General features: G+C 69.4%; 20 protein-coding genes. 7 read left to right on the top strand and 13 right to left on the bottom strand.

From position 1 onward, the window contains the following. Positions 1-56: 56 nt before the first annotated feature. Genes ACIPYT_RS13940 through ACIPYT_RS13930 form a run of 3 tightly spaced genes read right to left on the bottom strand, consistent with a single transcriptional unit; the run spans position 57 to position 2,607 of the window. Positions 57-728: a response regulator gene (locus ACIPYT_RS13940; RefSeq protein ID WP_401075349.1), complete on the bottom strand. Its 672-nt coding sequence runs from the start codon at positions 726-728 to the stop codon at positions 57-59. After that, positions 725-1,981 carry a sensor histidine kinase gene (locus tag ACIPYT_RS13935; protein ID WP_401075347.1) on the bottom strand — a complete coding sequence of 419 codons (1,257 nt, stop codon included), beginning with the start codon at positions 1,979-1,981 and terminating at the stop codon, positions 725-727. The genes ACIPYT_RS13940 and ACIPYT_RS13935 overlap by 4 nt, the downstream gene beginning before the upstream one ends. 5 nt (positions 1,982-1,986) lie before the next feature. Further along, positions 1,987-2,607, bottom strand: coding sequence for a DedA family protein (locus ACIPYT_RS13930; protein ID WP_401075345.1), 621 nt, complete (start codon positions 2,605-2,607; stop codon positions 1,987-1,989). Positions 2,608-2,676: 69 nt separating this feature from the next. On the opposite strand from ACIPYT_RS13930, the gene ACIPYT_RS13925 reads away from it, so the two are divergent. The 3 genes from ACIPYT_RS13925 to ACIPYT_RS13915 all read left to right on the top strand — a co-directional run bounded on the left by ACIPYT_RS13925 (position 2,677) and on the right by ACIPYT_RS13915 (position 5,312). Then, entirely contained in the window at positions 2,677-3,018 is a 342-nt protein-coding gene (locus ACIPYT_RS13925) for a CHY zinc finger protein (protein ID WP_401075342.1), read from the top strand. Positions 3,019-3,093: 75 nt separating this feature from the next. Further along, the gene (locus ACIPYT_RS13920; RefSeq protein ID WP_401075340.1) at positions 3,094-4,692 is read left to right on the top strand and encodes an ABC-F family ATP-binding cassette domain-containing protein; all 1,599 of its coding nucleotides are present in this window, start codon (positions 3,094-3,096) and stop codon (positions 4,690-4,692) included. Between the two features lie 35 nt (positions 4,693-4,727). Further along, positions 4,728-5,312 carry a pyridoxal 5'-phosphate synthase gene (locus ACIPYT_RS13915; RefSeq protein ID WP_401075338.1) on the top strand — a complete coding sequence of 195 codons (585 nt, stop codon included), beginning with the start codon at positions 4,728-4,730 and terminating at the stop codon, positions 5,310-5,312. A gap of 8 nt (positions 5,313-5,320) precedes the next feature. Here the strand turns inward: ACIPYT_RS13915 and ACIPYT_RS13910 are convergent, their stop codons facing one another. From ACIPYT_RS13910 to ACIPYT_RS13895, 4 genes are all read right to left on the bottom strand, one after another. Next, positions 5,321-6,133, bottom strand: a complete 813-nt coding sequence (locus tag ACIPYT_RS13910) for an SURF1 family protein (protein ID WP_401075336.1) — start codon at positions 6,131-6,133, stop codon at positions 5,321-5,323. Continuing rightward, positions 6,130-6,324 carry a hypothetical protein gene (locus ACIPYT_RS13905; protein ID WP_401075333.1) on the bottom strand — a complete coding sequence of 65 codons (195 nt, stop codon included), beginning with the start codon at positions 6,322-6,324 and terminating at the stop codon, positions 6,130-6,132. Before ACIPYT_RS13905 ends, ACIPYT_RS13910 begins: the two co-directional genes overlap by 4 nt. Further along, positions 6,321-6,686, bottom strand: coding sequence for a DUF3099 domain-containing protein (locus ACIPYT_RS13900; protein ID WP_401075330.1), 366 nt, complete (start codon positions 6,684-6,686; stop codon positions 6,321-6,323). Before ACIPYT_RS13900 ends, ACIPYT_RS13905 begins: the two co-directional genes overlap by 4 nt. A 78-nt stretch (positions 6,687-6,764) precedes the next feature. Further along, positions 6,765-7,340: a DUF4190 domain-containing protein gene (locus ACIPYT_RS13895; protein WP_401075327.1), complete on the bottom strand. Its 576-nt coding sequence runs from the start codon at positions 7,338-7,340 to the stop codon at positions 6,765-6,767. A 138-nt stretch (positions 7,341-7,478) separates the two neighbouring features. Between ACIPYT_RS13895 and fabG the strand changes: the two genes are divergently transcribed. Then, on the top strand, positions 7,479-8,189 hold the full coding sequence (gene fabG, locus ACIPYT_RS13890; RefSeq protein WP_401075324.1) for a 3-oxoacyl-ACP reductase FabG: 711 nt from the start codon (positions 7,479-7,481) through the stop codon (positions 8,187-8,189). 58 nt (positions 8,190-8,247) lie between these two features. Here fabG and ACIPYT_RS13885 read toward each other — a convergent pair whose 3' ends face one another. Genes ACIPYT_RS13885 through ACIPYT_RS13875 form a run of 3 tightly spaced genes read right to left on the bottom strand, consistent with a single transcriptional unit; the run spans position 8,248 to position 10,906 of the window. After that, complete coding sequence (locus ACIPYT_RS13885; protein WP_401075322.1) at positions 8,248-8,946, bottom strand: alpha/beta fold hydrolase; 699 nt, start codon at positions 8,944-8,946, stop codon at positions 8,248-8,250. Positions 8,947-8,978: 32 nt separating this feature from the next. After that, on the bottom strand, positions 8,979-9,614 hold the full coding sequence (gene serB / locus ACIPYT_RS13880; RefSeq protein WP_401075320.1) for a phosphoserine phosphatase SerB: 636 nt from the start codon (positions 9,612-9,614) through the stop codon (positions 8,979-8,981). Positions 9,615-9,664: 50 nt separating this feature from the next. Next, positions 9,665-10,906: a glucose-1-phosphate adenylyltransferase gene (locus tag ACIPYT_RS13875; RefSeq protein WP_401075317.1), complete on the bottom strand. Its 1,242-nt coding sequence runs from the start codon at positions 10,904-10,906 to the stop codon at positions 9,665-9,667. Positions 10,907-10,975: 69 nt separating this feature from the next. Here ACIPYT_RS13875 and glgA point away from each other — a divergent pair, with 69 nt between their 5' ends. The 3 genes from glgA (at position 10,976) to ACIPYT_RS13860 (ending at position 13,330) form a co-directional block, all read left to right on the top strand. Further along, positions 10,976-12,160 carry a glycogen synthase gene (glgA, locus tag ACIPYT_RS13870; protein ID WP_401075314.1) on the top strand — a complete coding sequence of 395 codons (1,185 nt, stop codon included), beginning with the start codon at positions 10,976-10,978 and terminating at the stop codon, positions 12,158-12,160. Positions 12,161-12,178: 18 nt separating this feature from the next. Beyond that, positions 12,179-12,964, top strand: coding sequence for an ABC transporter ATP-binding protein (locus ACIPYT_RS13865; RefSeq protein WP_401075311.1), 786 nt, complete (start codon positions 12,179-12,181; stop codon positions 12,962-12,964). Between the two features lie 111 nt (positions 12,965-13,075). Further along, positions 13,076-13,330, top strand: a complete 255-nt coding sequence (locus tag ACIPYT_RS13860; protein WP_400853324.1) for a type B 50S ribosomal protein L31 — start codon at positions 13,076-13,078, stop codon at positions 13,328-13,330. Between the two features lie 70 nt (positions 13,331-13,400). Here ACIPYT_RS13860 and ACIPYT_RS13855 read toward each other — a convergent pair whose 3' ends face one another. Genes ACIPYT_RS13855 through ACIPYT_RS13845 form a run of 3 tightly spaced genes read right to left on the bottom strand, consistent with a single transcriptional unit; the run spans position 13,401 to position 17,004 of the window. Next, positions 13,401-13,682 carry a hypothetical protein gene (locus tag ACIPYT_RS13855; RefSeq protein WP_401075308.1) on the bottom strand — a complete coding sequence of 94 codons (282 nt, stop codon included), beginning with the start codon at positions 13,680-13,682 and terminating at the stop codon, positions 13,401-13,403. A gap of 54 nt (positions 13,683-13,736) precedes the next feature. Next, positions 13,737-14,999, bottom strand: a complete 1,263-nt coding sequence (locus ACIPYT_RS13850) for an alpha/beta fold hydrolase (RefSeq protein WP_401075305.1) — start codon at positions 14,997-14,999, stop codon at positions 13,737-13,739. Between the two features lies 1 nt (position 15,000). Continuing rightward, on the bottom strand, positions 15,001-17,004 hold the full coding sequence (locus ACIPYT_RS13845) for a DUF262 domain-containing protein (RefSeq protein ID WP_401075303.1): 2,004 nt from the start codon (positions 17,002-17,004) through the stop codon (positions 15,001-15,003). Positions 17,005-17,094 lie beyond the last annotated feature (90 nt).

The raw sequence follows: 17,094 nt of genomic DNA, 5'->3' as shown, positions 1-17,094 counted from the left end.
ACCCTACGGAGCCGTTCCACCCCCTACCGTGGGGTGATCTGCAGACCGTCGGCGTCCTATGAGGCGGGTTCGACGAGCCCGGTGTCGTACGCGAGGATCACGGCGTGCACACGGTCGCGGAGGCCGAGCTTCGACAGCACCTTTCCGACGTGCGTCTTGACGGTCTGCTCGGCGATGAACAGCTCTGCGGCGATCTCGCTGTTCGAGCGTCCGCGGCCGATCTGCACGAGCACCTCGCGCTCGCGCTCGGTGAGATCGGCGAGGACCGTCTGCGAGCGCGGGGCCGCGGGGCGACGCCCCGCGAACTGTTCGATCATCCGCCGGGTGACGCTCGGGGCCAACAGGGCGTCACCGGCGGCGACGACCCGAACCGCATGCACGAGCTCCTCCGGCAGAGCATCCTTGAGGAGGAAGCCGCTCGCTCCTGCCTCGAGCGCGTCGTAGACGTAGTCGTCGATGTCGAAGGTCGTGAGCATGAGGATGCGAGGCACGTGCGCCGCGGGGTAGCCGGGGCCGAGGATGCGTCTGGTGGCCTCTATGCCGTCGAGCTCCGGCATCCGCACATCCATGAGGATCACGTCGGGATCGACGCGGGCGGCGACGGTGACGGCCTCCGCTCCGGTCGCCGCCTGCCCTGCCACCCGGATGCCGTCGTGGGCGTCGAGCAGCGCGGCGAAGCCGGCGCGCACCATGGCCTGGTCGTCGGCGATGAGCACGGAGATCGTCATGAGGAGTCCTCGGTATCGGTCGGAGAGTCGGTCGCGGTGGAGGGGCCGGTCGTCGGCAGTGAGGCGGAGACCTCCCACCCGCCGTCGGACGTCGGAGCGGCCGAGAACGTTCCACCGAGCAGCTCCACGCGCTCTCGCATGCCGCGCAGTCCGTGGCCGCCGCTCCTGGTCTCCTCGGCGGTCTCCGGTCGGCAGTTGCGCACGCGGAGCTCGACGGTCGCGTCGTCGGCCTGCACGCGCACCGTCGCGGCAGCGCCGCGGGCGTGCCGCACCGCATTGCTCAGCGCCTCCTGGATGATCCGGTAGACCGCGATCTGCACGGCGGTCGGAGCGTCGCCGACGGACCCGGTGATCTCGAGTCCAACGGTGACTCCCGCTCGACGGATCGTGTCGACGAGCGCCGGGATGTCGTCGATGCCCTGCTGCGGCACGAGTTCGGCGGACTGGTCCTCGGTGCGGAGAACCCCGAGCATGCGCCGCATCTCGGTCAGCGACGTGCGTGCGGTCGCGGCGATGCTGTCGAACTCCGCGGCTGCCGTCTCGTCGAGATCGGGGAGGCGGTACCGGGCGGTCGACGACTGCACCTGGATCACCGACATGCTGTGCGCGATCACATCGTGCAGCTCGCGGGCGATGCGGGTGCGCTCCTCGACGAGAGCGCGCCGTGACTCCTCGAGTGCCGAATGCTCCCGCTCCTTCGTGAGTTCCTCCGACACGCGGAGGCGGCCGGCGATCAGCGCCGCGATCAGGTATGTCGCGAGGGCGACCGAAGCGGTGACGATGAGGTTCGCCGTGACGCTCGCGGCGACGCCGGCCGGAGCGACGACATCCTGCCGGAAAACGAGCAGACCGAGGGATGCGAGGCTGCCGATCACGAGGGGGAATGCCCCGAGCCGTGCTCCGTGACGGAACGTCACGACTCCGACGAGGAGCACGAAGGCGAGGAGAGTCGGGACGGACCAGGGCCACGGCGACGCGGCGGCAGCGGCGGAGGGAACGAACAGCGGCGAGGCGACCGCGGCCACGAGGAAGAGGGCGATCGCGCTGCGCGGTCGGTTGAGCGCGAGCAGGGGCGCACCGCAGAGGGCGGCGCCGAGGATGAACGACAACGGCAGCGGCGTGCCGAACAGCACGGTCTGCAGGGGCACGGACACGGAGTAGAGCACGATGGTCGCCACCCCGAGCAGCACGAGCGCCACGGTGCGCCGTCGGACCGTGGGCACGCCGTCGATGCGCTGCCGTGATCGTGCCATGACAGTCATCCTGCCAGGTGCGGTACGGGGTCGCGGCGGCGGCGGGCTGCCGTGATGCGGTCGATCACGAGACCGAGGACGAGCGCGATCGCGATCCCGATGCCCGCGCTGACGAGCGGCTGATCTTTGATCCAGGCGCCGGCGAGGAGTCCGATCGCGAGGCTCAGCGCGCTCCAGCTCGCACCGGCGACGAGACTCAGCGGCACGAAACGACGCCAGGCGAAACCGAGAGCGCCCGCCGACATGTTCACCGCGACGCGACCGACCGGGATGTACCGTGCGCCGAGGATCAGTGCGGCGCTGCGCCGGTCGAGGGCGCGATGCGCGTGAGCGAACGCGGCCGAGACTCGCGGACGCCGCATCCACGCCCAGCGCGTGGTGCCGACGCGGCGCCCGATCGCGAAGGCGACGTTGTCGCCGATCGCCGCCCCGATCGCTGCGATGAGGCCGAGCGGGAGCAGCATCCACAGCGCCCCGGTCGACGCCGCCACGGCGGCCGCTGCCACGAGCACCGTCTCGCTCGGGACCGGCGGGAAGAAGCCGTCGATCACCGTCACGGCGAACAGCACGAGGTACAGCCACGGCGACGCGACGGTCTGCAGAATGAGCTCGTTGATAACATCCACCCGAGAAGGCTAGGAAGCGGGAGGGTCGTGAGGCATCACCCTGGAGTATCGACCGCATCACCCCGGAGAGTGACTTCGTCGGGTTCGGTGCTGATCGGCGAGACTCTCGTGCGCGGCCTCCTGGTCGACGACCGGACGAGGTGCGCGCACTATCACGGGCCCCTCGACGTCATCGCGCTGCGCTTCGCCTGCTGCCGCGAGTGGTACCCCTGCCACGACTGCCATGCCGACGTCGCCGACCATCCTGCCTCGCCGTGGCCGGTCGAGGCCCGCCACGAGGAGGGCGTGCTCTGCGGCGAGTGCGGGATTCGGCTGCGGATCGACGACTACCTCGCGACGGACGCCTGTCCGCGCTGCCGAGCAGGGTTCAATCCCGGATGCCGGCTGCACCACCGCCTGTACTTCGACTGAGCACCCAGGTGCGGGATCTATACTGGGAGGCTGGTCGCTCGACCCGCCTCCCTCCCCGACGAACGGACATCCGCTGTGCTCGCCGTGCACGAACTCGAGATCCGCGTGGGCGCACGCCTCCTCATGGAGAACGTGTCGTTCCGCGTCAACGACGGCGACAAGATCGGTCTCGTCGGCCGTAACGGGGCGGGCAAGACCACGCTCACCAAGGTCCTCGCCGGCGATGTGCTCCCCTCCGGCGGCAGCGTCACCCGTTCGGGCGAGCTCGGCTACCTGCCGCAGGACCCTCGCTCCGGTGACCCCGAGATACTCGCCCGCACCCGCATCCTCGACGCCCGCGGCCTGGGCAGTCTGGCGCTCGGCATGGCCGAGGCGACCGTCGCGATGGGCTCTGACGACCCGGCCGTCGCCGATAAGGCGATGAAGCGCTATGCGCGTCTGACCGAGCAGTTCGAGGGTCAGGGAGGGTACGCGGCCGAGGCCGAGGCCGCGTCGATCGCGAACAACCTGTCGCTGCCCGACCGCATCCTCGATCAGCCGCTCAAGACGCTCTCCGGCGGTCAGCGTCGCCGCATCGAGCTCGCCCGCATCCTGTTCTCCGACGCCGACACCATGATCCTCGACGAGCCGACCAACCACCTCGACGCCGACAGCGTCGTGTGGCTGCGCGAGTTCCTCAAGAACTACAAGGGCGGGCTGATCGTGATCAGCCACGACGTTGAGCTCGTCGGAGAGACCGTCAACCGCGTGTTCTACCTCGATGCCAACCGCCAGGTCATCGACGCGTACAACATGAACTGGAAGAACTACCTCCGTCAGCGCGCCGCCGACGAGGAGCGCCGCAAGAAGGAGCGCGCGAACGCCGAGAAGAAGGCGACCACGCTGCAGCAGCAGGCCGCCCGGTTCGGCGCCAAGGCCTCCAAGGCCGCCGCCGCGCACCAGATGATCGCCCGCGCCGAGAAGCTCCTCGCCGGGCTCGACGACGTCCGCCAGGAGGATCGCGTCGCGAAGCTGCGGTTCCCGAAGCCCGCGGCGTGCGGCAAGACGCCGCTCATGGCATCCGGTCTCTCGAAGTCCTACGGGTCGCTCGAGATCTTCACCGATGTCGACCTCGCGATCGATCGCGGCTCCAAGGTGGTCGTGCTCGGGCTCAACGGCGCAGGCAAGACCACCCTGCTGCGGATGCTCGCGGGCGTCGACCAGCCCGACACCGGGCAGCTCGAGCCCGGACACGGCCTCAAGGTCGGCTACTACGCGCAGGAGCACGAGAACCTCGACGTGAACCGTTCGGTGCTCGAGAACATGGTCTCCGCCGCCCCGCACATCACCGAGACCGAGGCGCGCAAGGTGCTCGGATCGTTCCTGTTCACGGGCGACGACGTGCTCAAGCCCGCCGGCGTGCTGTCGGGCGGCGAGAAGACGCGTCTGTCGCTCGCGACACTCGTCGTGTCCTCGGCCAACCTGCTGCTGCTCGACGAGCCGACCAACAACCTCGACCCGGCATCCCGTGAGGAGATCCTCGGCGCGCTCGCGCACTACGAGGGCGCCGTGGTGCTCGTGTCGCACGACCCCGGCGCCGTGCAGTCGTTGAACCCCGAGCGCGTGCTCATCCTGCCCGACGGCGTCGAGGACATCTGGAACCAGGAGTACCAGGAGCTCATCGAGCTCGCCTGACCCGTGCCGCGCGCAGCGGTGGCATAGTCGAGAGGGTGACGGATCCCTTCGACGCCACCACCTCGTGGCTCCGCAGTCAGCCCTCGCTCACGGGCACGGCGCCCTCACTCGACCCGGCGACCCTCGATGACGACCCGGTGCTGCTGTTCCGCACGTGGATCGCGGAGGCCGTGGATGCCGGGGTCGCCGAACCTCACACGATGACGCTCGCCACGCTCGACGCCGACGGCATCCCCGACGCGAGCACGCTGATCCTCAAAGGCGTGGACGATCGGGGATGGGCCTTCGCGGGGCCGCGCTCTTCTCGCAAGGGCGCCCAGCTCACGGCGCATCCGGTCGCGGCCCTCAACTTCTGGTGGCAGCCGGTGGTGCGCGCAGTGCGGGTGCGTGGCCGTGTGGAGGAGGCGTCTGCGGAGGACACGGCCGCCGATCTCGCTGCGCGCTCGCCCGCGGCTCGAGCAGGCGTCGCCCCCGGCGACTGGAAGCTGTGGCGGGTGCGCCCGGTCCGCGTCGAGTTCTGGCAGGGCGAAGAGGATCGACGGCACTCGCGTATCGTGTTCGTGCGCTCGGGCGGCACGTGGGCGCGGAGCATCTCCGGGCGTGCCGCTGACGCCATGTGACGCGAAGATCAGCGTGCGTCGAGCAGTTCGTCCTCGACGTCCGCATCGGCGTCGCGGCGGCGCGGCTTCCTGACAGGAGCCGGTCGCCCTTCGACCTCTTCGCGGTGCTTCACGATCTCGGTGCGGATGATGTAGCCGATGAACACGAAGCCCATCAGCGCGAAGAGGATCCACTGGATCGCGTACGACAGATGCGGCCCGGGGTCGTCGGTGGGGGAGTCGAACCCGCCGAGCCCGGCGTCGGCCGCGGGTTCTTCGCTCACGATCTGGCCGTAGGCACTGGTGACGACGTCGCCGCCCACCACCTCGGCGATGGACGGGAGATGGATCGTCGGGACCTGTCCCTCGGGTGCTCCGCGACCGGATGCCGGCAGCTGCTCGCCCGGACGCAGACGCACGATCACCTCGACCTCGCCCGACGGGGGAGCCGGCACGGCATCAGGCGCGTCGCCGTCGCCCGGCGGCACCCAGCCGCGGTCGACCACGAAGACGCGCCCGTCGACGTCGCGGAAGGGGACGAGGACCTCGAAGGCGCTGGTGCCGCCGTGCGGACGGTTGCGCACCAGCACCTGCTCGTCGGCCAGATACTCGCCCTCGAGGAGCACGGGGTGCCAGACGTCACCGGGGTCGAGCTCGCCGTCGGCGCCGATGAGTTCGGAGAGGGGAACGGGCTCGGCGTCGTAGTTCTGCTCGACGAGAGCGATCTGCTCGGCACGCGACTCGTTGCGATCGAACTGCCACTGGGAGAGGAACGCGCACGCCACGGCGAACCCGATCGCGATCAGCACGTACACGACCCAGCGCGTCATGCGCGCGCTCACGACGGGACCCCGTCTCGAACGGTCACCGGGAAGTCCCTGGCCGCGAGGTAGTCGCGAAGGAAAGCGACATGCTCGGCGCACGCGAGCCAGACCTTCTCACGGTCGGCGGCATGGATGCGAGGATTACGCCACACGACCTGGGAGACGGCCGCGTTCCGGCATCCGGCCCGCGAGCATTCGAGCGGACTCACGCGTCATCCCGGCCGTTCTCGCGGATCGTGAAGATCTGCGGGCCGTGGTCATCGATATCGTGCGGCGTATCGGGCACGGAGGGGGAGCGGGGAGCGTCGAGCTGCTGCACGGGCGACTCCGCGGTGGTCTCGGTGCTGTCGCTCCCCGCGTTCGCGAAGACGACCGCGATGTAGGGCAGCACGGCGGCCGCGATCGCGAACACCCAGGTGTACCAGCCGTAGGGCTGCACGAACATCATCAGGCCGAAGCAGACGATGCGGATCGTCATCGTGAGGGCGTAGCGGCGCACGCGGTGGTCACTCTCGGCCTGCGGTGACTGCGGCAGAGAGGTGACAGCGGGGACCAGGCGCTTGCTCTTCACGATGAGTCCAGCCTACGCCGATGCGGAGGGTGCGGCGTGCCGATCGGCGAGCCAGATAGTCGTCCGAGACGGTGCCTGTCAGGAGGAGAAGTAGAAGGGGAGTGCGGCGAAGCCGACGACGAAGCTGACGAGCAGCATCACGATCCCGATGGCCAGAAAGGCGACCATGACATAGCCCATGATGAGGCCGGCGAGCGCCATTCCCCGTCCGCCGATCGCCGGGTTCGCCTTGGTCTGCTTGAGCGCCATGTGGCCCGTGATCACGGCGACGATCGACGCGAGCAGCGGGACGAGCGCCCAGAACAACACCACGCCGGCGATACCGCAGATGAGGGAGGTGATCGCGAGCCCGCTGCTGGGCCGGGAAGCGGGATAGGACGCCGCCGGATAGGCCGGGTAGCCGCCGGGCTGGTGCGCGGGGGCAGCTGCGCCGTACGCGGGCTGTGCGAGCGGGGCGCCATGGGGCTGCGCGTACGCGTTCGGCGCCGGAGTCGGCGCCGCGCCCGGATATGCCTGGGTCTGGGGCGACTGTGGGTACGCGGGCGACGCCGCCGACGGGTACGCGGCGGTCGGGTAGTGCGGATACGGCGGCGCGGCGGGAGGGGGAGTCGGCTGCTGCCCGTCGGAAGAGGTGGGGATGCTGTTGTCGCTCACGCTCGTGCCTTTCGTCGCGTTCAGCGTTCCAGTCGGACCTGCAACCTGTCAAACACCGCGGGGATGGCGCAGACGGTGCGGCGGCTAGGATCGATGGCGACCCGGCCGTCGACCCCCGCGGCCAGATCTGGAGTGGAAATGAGTTCTGAGCGCGTCGTCCTCGTCACCGGCGGCAACCGCGGTATCGGTCGGGCCATCGCCGAGCGTTTCGTCCGCGACGGGTTCCGCGTGGCCGTGACGGCCCGCAGCGGCGAGGGCCCCGAGGGCACCCTGACCGTGCGCGCCGACGTCACCGACTCGGCATCCCTCGACTCCGCGTTCACCGAGGTCGAGCAGCAGCTCGGACCGGTCGAGATCCTCGTCGCGAACGCGGGCATCACGAAGGACACCCTCCTGCTGCGCATGAGCGAGGACGACTTCGACAGCGTGGTCGCCACGAACCTCGGCGGCAGCTTCCGTGTGGTGAAGCGAGCCTCGAAGGGCATGCTCCGCGCACGCTTCGGCCGCATCATCCTGATCTCCAGCGTCGTGGGCCTCTACGGCTCGGCCGGCCAGGTCAACTACGCGGCGTCCAAGAGTGCTCTGGTCGGCTTCGCCCGCTCGATCACCCGCGAGCTCGGCGGCCGTGGCATCACGGCCAACGTCGTCGCTCCCGGATTCGTCGAGACCGACATGACCGCCGAACTGCCCGAGGCGACGCAGGCGCAGTACATGGCCAGCATCCCGGCCGGTCGTTTCGCGACGGCGGATGAGGTCGCCGGCGTTGTCACGTGGCTCGCGGGCGACGACGCCGGGTACATCTCGGGAGCCGTGATCCCGGTGGACGGCGGCCTCGGCATGGGCCACTGATCAGGCACCCGCCATTGTTCGCCCGAGCTCACGGCTCGGCAGGCCGGCTTCAGGCTCGTCAGGAGCGCCGCGAGACCGCCGTGTGGATCAGATCCGCCAGGCGTGCCGGGACCGAGAACTGCGGCCAGTGGCCTGACCCGACGCGCACGACCTCGGCGTCGTCGATCGCGCGGTACTCGTCGGCGTAGGATCCCCACGCATCGAGGTCGGATTCGAGGCTCTCCTGATCGAGGCCGCCCATGAGCAGCGTCACCGGCACACGATGCCGGCCTCCATCGAGAACGATCGGGTCGGTCGGCACGCGCGCTGGCACGCTCTTCGTGAGGGGAGCGGTGCGCTCACGCGTCGCTTCGTCGAGGTCGTCGACGTCTTCGGCAGGGAAGAAGTCCCAGCCGGGGAACGGGATCACACCGTCGACGACGGCGAATTCACTGATGCCGGAGCCCGACGGCGGCGGCACCGTGTCGACGAACACAACCCTCGACACAGCATCCGGCCGCGCATCGGCGACGCCCCAGGCGACGTTGCCGCCGCCGCTGTGGCCGACCACGACCACCGGGCCGCCCACCGCGTCGACGGCGGCGACTCCTGCCGCGACCCAGTCGGAGATGCCGATGTCGGCGGACTCGCTCGCGGGCGCACCGACCCCAGGCATGGTGAGGGCATGCACGGAGTGCCCTGCCCGCTCGAGGTCGGCGGATACGTCGTTCCAGCTGTCGGCGTCGAGCCACAGCCCGGGGATGAGGATGATGTCCATGGCCCGACGATAGCCGTGGCCTCCGACATCGGCTACGGCAGCAGCGGGATGACCTCGGACAGATCCTGCGGACCGATCACCAGGCTCGCCGCAGCGCGCACCGCGGGCTTGGCGTTGAACGCGAGGCCGAGTCCCGCGGCACTCATCATGAGCAGGTCGTTCGCGCCGTCGCCGATCGCGATCGTGGCGTGCCGGGGAACGCCGAGCTCGTCGGCCCACCGCTGCAGCGACTCCGCCTTGGCCGCGGCGTCGACGATCTCTCCGTCGACCTGACCCGACAGGGCGCCGTCGCGCACGTCGAGCCGGTTGGCGCGCCAGCGGTCCACACCCAGGCGCGGCGCGACGTCGTCGAGGATCTCGTGGAAGCCGCCGGAGACAACACCGACCACGCCGCCGCGCTCGTGCACCGCCGCCGTGAGCTCGTGCACCCCGGGGGTCGGCTCGACCCGGGACCGCACGCGCTCGAGTCCCGTCACCGGGACGCCGGTCAGGGCGGCGACGCGGGAGCGCAGACTCGTGGCGAAGTCGACCTCGCCGCGCATGGCGGCCTCGGTCGCGGCCTGCACCTCGGCGCGTCGCCCGGCCTCGTCGGCGATCAGCTCGATCACCTCGTTGCGGATCAGGGTGGAATCGGCATCGAGGACGACGAGGAAGCGCGCGGAGGTCACGCTCCGAGCCTAGCGACCGCGGGAGTGGCGGCCGTGCGCCGTGACGATCGTCACGGCTCGATGAACACGCCCTTGCCGACGACGGTGATGCCCGATTCGGTCACCGTGAACCCGCGTGCGAGATCGCGCTCCCGGTCGACGCCGACCGTCGCGCCGTCCGCGAGCACGACGTTCTTGTCGAGGATCGCCCGATGCACGCGCGAACCCGCGCCCACCTGCACATGGTCGAACAGGACCGAATCGGTGATCGTCGAACCGCCGCCCGCGAGCGTCCACGGTCCCACGACGCTGCGTTCGAGATGCGTGCCCGACAGCACGGAACCGAGCGACACGATCGAGTCGATCGCGTTGCCGATCCGTCCGACCGAGTCGCGCACGAACTTCGCGGGAGGGGAGTTCACGGCCTGCGAGTGGATCGGCCACTCCATGTTGTAGAGGTTGAAGATCGGCAGGGTCGAGATGAGGTCGCGGTGCGCGTCGAAGAACGAGTCGATCGTACCGACGTCGCGCCAGTACGAGCGGTCGCGCGGAGACGATCCCGGCACGTCGTTCTGCTTCATGTCGTAGTACCCGGCCTCGCCGCGTTCGACGAAGTACGGCACGATGTCGCCGCCCATGTCATGACCCGAGGTGGGCGACTCGCCGTCGGACTCGACCGCGGCGATCAGCGCGTCGGCGTCGAAGATGTAGTTGCCCATCGAGGCGAGGACCTCGTGCGGCGAGTCGGCGAGGCCCTCGGCATCCGACGGCTTCTCGAGGAACTGCCGGATGCGTCCCGACTCGGTGTCGGCGTCGATCACGCCGAACTGCGAGGCGAGTGCGAGCGGCTGCCGGATGCCGGCGACCGTGGCCTTCGCGCCCGACTCGATGTGCGCCTCGAGCATCTGGCGGAAGTCCATCCGATACACGTGGTCGGCGCCGATCACGACGACGATGTCGGGCTTCTCGTCGTTCAGGAGGTTCATGCTCTGCAGGATCGCGTCGGCCGAGCCCGAGAACCAGCGCTTGCCGAGTCGCTGCTGCGCGGGGACCGAGGCGACGTACGAGTCGAGCAGCGCCGACATCCGCCAGGTCTGCGAGATGTGCCGGTCGAGACTGTGCGACTTGTACTGCGTGAGCACCACGATCTGACGGAGCCCCGAGTTGATGAGGTTCGAGATCGCGAAGTCGATCAATCGGTACTGGCCGCCGAACGGCACCGCCGGTTTGGCTCTGTCAGCGGTCAGGGGCATGAGCCGCTTTCCCTCGCCGCCGGCGAGGATGATACCGAAGACCTTCTTTGGTGCTGACATGACCCCACCTTAGATGCCACGGGCCTCGCGTCACTAGCATCTGGACATGCGAGTCACTAGCGTCTAAGAATGCGCGTCGAGATGATCACGAAGGAATACCCGCCCGAGATCTACGGCGGTGCCGGCGTGCACGTCGCGGAGCTCGTGTCGGCGCTGCGGGAGACCGTGGACGTGGCCGTCCGCGCATTCGGATCCGAGCGCGCGGAACCCGGCACCTTCGCCTACCGGACCCCTTCCGGTCTCGCCTCCGCGAACCCGGCGCTGCAGACGCTCGGCACCGACCTCGAGATCGTCGCCGCGATCTCGGACGCCGACCTCGTGCACAGTCACACCTGGTACGCGAACTTCGCCGGTCACCTCGCGTCGCAGCTGCACGGGATCCCGCATGTGCTGACGGCCCACAGCCTCGAGCCGCTGCGCCCGTGGAAGGCCGAGCAGCTCGGGGGCGGGTACGCGGTCTCCGGAGGCATCGAGAAGCTGGCGTACGAGAACGCCGCAGCCGTGATCGCGGTGAGCGCCGGGATGCGGGCCGACATCCTGCGCAGCTACCCGGCGGTCGATCCGACGCGGGTGCGTGTGATCCACAACGGGATCGACGTCGAGAAGTGGCGACCGGTGCACGACGACGCGTTCCTGCGGTCCATCGGCATGGACCCGGCACGACCGTCCGTGGTGTTCGTCGGGCGCATCACCCGGCAGAAAGGTCTGCCCTACCTCCTTCGCGCCGCACGAGAACTGCCGCCGGAGGTGCAGCTTGTGCTGTGCGCCGGTGCGCCTGACACCCCCGAGATCATGGCGGAGGTGCAGGAGGGCGTCCGTCTGCTCCAGCAGACGAGGGACGGCGTGATCTGGATCGAGCGGATGCTCCCGCGCGACGAGCTCTCGGCGATCCTGACGGACACGACCACCTTCGTGTGCCCGTCGGTGTACGAGCCGCTCGGCATCGTCAACCTCGAGGCGATGGCCTGTGGCGCCGCCGTCGTGGGTACGGCGACCGGCGGCATCCCCGAGGTCGTCGTCGACGGAGTGACGGGTCGACTCGTGCCGATCGATCAGGTGCAGGACGGCACGGGGACGCCCGTCGACCCCGAGCGGTTCGTCGCGGATCTCGCCGCCGTGCTCACCGAGGTCGCGACGGATCCGGCCCGCGCCCGCGACTACGGCGACGCCGGACGCGAACGCGCACGCGACGACTTCAGCTGGGCGGCGATCGCGGACACCACGCGCGCGCTGTACGCGGAGCTGACCGCCTGAGCCGATAGGCTGGAGAGCATGTCGAGCGCTCTGGAATTCACCGACGTCGTCGTGCGCCGCGAGGGCCGCAACATCATCGATCACGTGACCTGGCAGGTCGACGACGATCAGCGCTGGGTCATCCTCGGCCCGAACGGCGCCGGGAAGACCACGCTGCTGCAGCTCGCTGACACGCTGATGCACCCGACCGCGGGAACCGTGACGGTGCTGGGGGAGACCCTCGGCCGTACCGACGTGTTCGAGGTGCGTCCGCGCATCGGCTTCGCGTCCTCCGCGATGGCCAAGCGCATACCCCGCGACGAGACCGTGCTCAACACCGTGCTCACCGCGGCGTACTCGGTGCTCGGTCGTTGGAACGAGAGCTACGAGGACATCGACGAGCGCCGCGCTCTGCGCGTGCTGGGCGACTGGCGCCTGGAGCACCTCGCCGACCGCACGTTCGGCACCCTCAGCGACGGCGAGCAGAAGCGCGTGCAGATCGCCCGATCGGTCATGACCGATCCCGAGCTGCTGCTGCTCGACGAGCCCACCGCCTCGCTCGACCTCGGCTCGCGCGAGGAGCTCCTCGCTCTGCTCAGCGGGTACGCCTCGGCGCCGACGACGCCCGCGATGCTCATGGTCACGCATCACGTGGAGGAGATCCCCGTGGGCTTCACGCACGTGCTCCTGATCCGCGACGGCGGGATCGTCGCAGCCGGACCGATCGGGGAGACCCTCACGGCCGAGGCGCTCGGCGAGACGTTCGGCATGCCGATCACGCTGACCAGCGAGGGCGGACGCTACGCCGCGCGCGCCGCATCCTGAACTCCCGCGCAGACGCGGTCGACCGATCTGATAGAATCGATCCTTGGTGCATTCGGCACCGCAGACTTCCCTCGTCCCTGGCACAATCCAGGGCAGTAGCTAAGGAATCCCATGAAGACTGACATCCACCCCGAGTACAAGGCCGTCGTGTTCCGCGACCTCGGATCGGGCGAGACCTTCCTCACCCGTTCGACCGTCTCGAGCGACAAGACCATCGAGCTCGACGGCGTCGAGTACCCGGTGATCGACGTCGAGATCTCCTCGGCCTCGCACCCCTTCTACACGGGCAAGCAGCGCATCATGGACTCGGCCGGTCGCGTCGAGAAGTTCAACCAGCGCTTCAAGGGCTTCGGCGGCTCCAAGTAAGGACTCCGCACGACGAAGGCCCCGGTTCCGAGGAACCGGGGCCTTCGTCGTGTCCGCGCTCCGACGACCGTCAGAGATCCAGTGTGATGCGATCACCGCGGATGCCGTGGGGCGGGTCGCCGGCGACCGGTGCCGGTGCCGTGCGCTTGGTCTGACGGTCGCGTTCCATGCCGGCGCCATGGGCCGACGGCATCCACACGGCCTCGAACGAGCCGCCCAGCCCGCCGCCCGGTCCCTCGTACTTGCGCTCGAGCGGCAATCGCGAGTAGACGGCGACGATGACGACGACGACCGCGATCACCACCACGAGCACGATCGCGATCGTCAGGAGCATGCCCACGGTCTCAGCCATGACTCCAGGCTAAGCGGGGCGCCGCGGCGACGGCATCCGTCCACGGGATGATGTTCAGCGGATGCGTCGCCCCTGGGCCAGATCGACGAGACGTGAGAGCACGGGGCCCGAGCGCAGACCGTTGTGCTCGTGCTCGCTCGTCACCCAGAGCTCGACGCCGGGGAGCAGTCGGGCCGTCTCGAGGGAGAACTCGAGGGGCACGTAGACGTCGTTCACGTACACCGCTGCGGCCCCGGTCGCTCCGGATGCGGCGATCGCGGCGGCGTCGTAGACGCGCGGCCATTCGAACTCCGCGAGCTCGAGGGCGACCTCGCGCCACGGCCGGAAGGCCGGGACGGTCTCGGTCCATTCGCGGCGGATGTGCTCGCCCGTGAACAGCGTGACGTCGTCGCGGAAGTCGTCGGGCTCGACACGCTCGGCCGACCAGCGAGTCGCCTGGCCGTCGGCATAGCTCGACTCGTGGAACGCGAAGTACATCGGATTGCGGCCGTCGAACGGCATCGCGTGCTGCAGGTCGTACCGGAAGGCGTTCGACGAGGGATCGCGCTCCAGCAGAGACCACACCGTCTGCCAGCCGTCGTTCGTGCCGAGTGCCGAGCCGACGGAGCGCAGCCGCGAGGGCGAGACGATCTCGCCATCGGGGAGCACGATCTCGCCCGCGCCCGCGAGATCGACGAGCCGGCGCATACGGTCACGATGCTCCGGGAAGCGGCGGTAGTAGCGCTCAGACGCCGTGCGCATCTTGTCGTAGCAGAGCGCGTAGACCTCGTCGGGGTGGCGCGTGACGGTGCTGAGGCCGCCCGTGATGAAGACGTCGGCGAGCGACTCCGCGTGCGTCGACAGATAGGCGAGGGTCGTGAAGCCGCCGAACGACTGTCCGAGCACGCTCCAGGTGATCGCACCGAGGTGCTCACGGAACGCCTCGCAGTCGCGCACGATCGCGTCGGCGCGGAGATGGGTCAGATGCTCGGCCACGGCGGCGGAACCACGCTCGAGGTCATCGTCGCCCACGGGGGTCGAGAGCCCGGTGCCGCGCTGATCGAGCAGCACCAGTCGATAGTGCGCGAGCGCCTCGTCGAGCCAGGCCGGCGAGGTGGAGGAGTGGAAGGGACGAGGCGCCTCGTGTCCGGGGCCGCCCTGCAGGAAGACGAGATAGGGAAGGTGCTCGCCGCCGTCCCGGGTCACGACGCGGGCGAACACGTCGATCGTGCGCGCGTCGCTCGGGTCGTCCCAGACGAGCGGCACGGTGAGGGTGTGCTCCTCGATCGCGAGATCGAGCAGACGGTGGATGCCGGTGGTGGCGGCGAAAGCGGTCATGTCACATCACGTTCCCGATGTAGGAGTACTTCACGAAGACCTCGGAGGCGATGCCCGCCTCGTCGAGGACTCCCTGGACGGCGCTCATCATGTAGTTGGAGTCCCAGCCCATGTACAGGTGGTGCGTCGCGTCGAGCTGATCCCACTGGCCCTTCCACGCGGTCTCGTCGTAGATCGGACCGCCGTGGGCGGTGCAGTAGGCGACGGCCGCGTCGCGCGTGTCGGTCCACGCCCGCCGGAACACGCGGTTGAACAGGTGCTTGACGTCGTACACCTCCCAGCGTTCGCCCCGGTACTCGACGTACTCGAACTCGCGTTCCCACCCGGCCGGCCATCCCCGGCGGCGCACGGCGTCGAGCACGGGTGTGAGGCCGTCGTCGTCGATCTCGGGCAGGGCCGGGCGCGCCCAGATGCGCAGCAGGTCAGCGGTCAGACGGACGGTCCGTGCCGAGATCGCCGCGGTGCCCCACGTGGGCGTCTCGGCGAGGAGAGCCGTCTCCGCGACGGCGCTGCGGGCGTAGGCGGAGGTGCGCTTGACGTCGTAGGACTCCCCGAACCAGCGCTCTGCGAGCCCCTGCTCGAGGAGCGTCAGGTTGCCGAGGGTGGGGGCGAGGGCGCGGTGGGCGTTGCGCTCGTCGTCGGAGTAGTCGATCCACGGGCGCGCACCGTCGCCCGACCAGCTGTCGCTCGGCACGGTCGGCACGATGTGCTCGACGTCGAACTCGGCGACGTCGTCGACGCCCTCGATGCGCCCCAGCACGTAGGCGGGATGGGGGAGCTCGCTGTACTTCAGCACCGCGCTCACCCGCTCGTCGGAGGGCGTGATGCGCGCGAAGGCGCGCGCGAGTGCCTCTGCGCCGTTCGTCCTTGCACGACACAGGCGGGCGACGAGACGTTCGTTCGGCAGGTTCACGAGGGTGCGCCGCAGGTACATCGCCTGGATCCACTCCAGGGTCTGCAGCAGCTCCGCGCGCTCGATCAGGCCGCGCGCGTGATCGCTGTACACGCTGAGCACCAGCGGGTAGGCGGCGCGGCCGAAGATGTTCACGCCGCGAAGCTGCGCCGCGACCTCGGCATCCGCCTCCAGGGACGGATCGAGCAGGATGCCGTAGATCTCCGCGTAATGACGCCAGACCTCGGCATCCGCCTGAAGGTGCTCCACGTCCACCCGGGGGAACGACTGCCGGAAGGCGCTGTACACACCGTGCTCGCCGTTCGCTGCGACCTCGCGACCCGTCGTCATGACGAGGTAGTGCCGCCAGAACGCGCCGATCGTCTCGCCCGTGTGCCGCTCGATCGGCAGCCAGAAACGTGCCTCGACGTCGAGCTGCTCGGAGTGGGTGAGACCCATGAGGATGTAGTTGTGGATGAGCTCGTGGTCGCGCAGCGGCTCGCCCGTCGAGTTCAGGCTCTCGAAGATCTGCTGCGCGTTCGCCTCGGCGCCGAGCGTGATCGACACGTGCTCGAGGCGTTGGAGACCACGCCAGATCGAGGCCGCCTCGTCGGCGTGCACCTGACTGCGGAAGAACGCGTAGTTGTCATCGAAACGCGACTCGCGGTCGGAGTGAGCGCCGCGGTCGAGCACGACCGACTCGTACAGTTCGGCCCACGCGTCGTGGGGACGCAGTTTCGTGCGGCCGGCGTCGTCGGGGCGCACGAGCACGCGGGAGAGTTCGGCGGCGAGCGCCGGATCGCTGTCGCGCACGGCGTGCAGGAGTGCGGCCACCAGGAGCATCAGGGTCGTGATGCGCTGCTGACCGTCGATCAGCACGAGGTCGGTGTCGGCGTCCGAGTCGTCGGCCGCCGAGAGGATGGACCCGATGAAGTGTCGATGCGACGCGTCTTCGCGGGCCACGGCGCGCACGTCGGAGAGGAGCCGTTCGCAGCCGCCGATGTCCCACCGGTACTGCCGCTGATACACCGGGACGACGATGGTCGTGGAGTCCGCTGCGAGCCAGGCGATCGTGTTCACGGCGGTCGCCTCGACGTTGGTCGCAGTGCTCATCTGGTGTCTCGCCCTCCCGTGCGCACGCCGTCGAGGAGTCGCCCGGGCGCCCGATCCAGTCTATTCGCTTATTCACGGCGACCCTCGGCA

The sequence above is a fragment of the Microbacterium sp. NPDC089695 genome (genome assembly GCF_044749085.1).
Taxonomy (GTDB): Bacteria; Actinomycetota; Actinomycetes; order Actinomycetales; family Microbacteriaceae; genus Microbacterium.
The sequence above is the reverse complement of the archived record's forward strand: the minus strand, read 5'-3'. Positions and strand labels throughout refer to the sequence as shown.

Excerpts from the sequence above, each read along its gene's own strand:
- ACIPYT_RS13845 (WP_401075303.1), bottom strand. The coding sequence starts at position 17,004 with ATGAGCACTGCGACCAACGTCGAGGCGACCGCCGTGAACACGATCGCC.
- ACIPYT_RS13855 (WP_401075308.1), bottom strand. The coding sequence starts at position 13,682 with ATGGCTGAGACCGTGGGCATGCTCCTGACGATCGCGATCGTGCTCGTG.
- ACIPYT_RS13875 (WP_401075317.1), bottom strand. The coding sequence starts at position 10,906 with ATGTCAGCACCAAAGAAGGTCTTCGGTATCATCCTCGCCGGCGGCGAG.
- ACIPYT_RS13860 (WP_400853324.1), top strand. The coding sequence starts at position 13,076 with ATGAAGACTGACATCCACCCCGAGTACAAGGCCGTCGTGTTCCGCGAC.
- fabG (WP_401075324.1), top strand. The coding sequence starts at position 7,479 with ATGAGTTCTGAGCGCGTCGTCCTCGTCACCGGCGGCAACCGCGGTATC.
- ACIPYT_RS13940 (WP_401075349.1), bottom strand. The coding sequence starts at position 728 with ATGACGATCTCCGTGCTCATCGCCGACGACCAGGCCATGGTGCGCGCC.
- ACIPYT_RS13850 (WP_401075305.1), bottom strand. The coding sequence starts at position 14,999 with ATGACCGCTTTCGCCGCCACCACCGGCATCCACCGTCTGCTCGATCTC.
- ACIPYT_RS13885 (WP_401075322.1), bottom strand. The coding sequence starts at position 8,946 with ATGGACATCATCCTCATCCCCGGGCTGTGGCTCGACGCCGACAGCTGG.
- ACIPYT_RS13865 (WP_401075311.1), top strand. The coding sequence starts at position 12,179 with ATGTCGAGCGCTCTGGAATTCACCGACGTCGTCGTGCGCCGCGAGGGC.
- ACIPYT_RS13935 (WP_401075347.1), bottom strand. The coding sequence starts at position 1,981 with ATGGCACGATCACGGCAGCGCATCGACGGCGTGCCCACGGTCCGACGG.
- glgA (WP_401075314.1), top strand. The coding sequence starts at position 10,976 with ATGCGCGTCGAGATGATCACGAAGGAATACCCGCCCGAGATCTACGGC.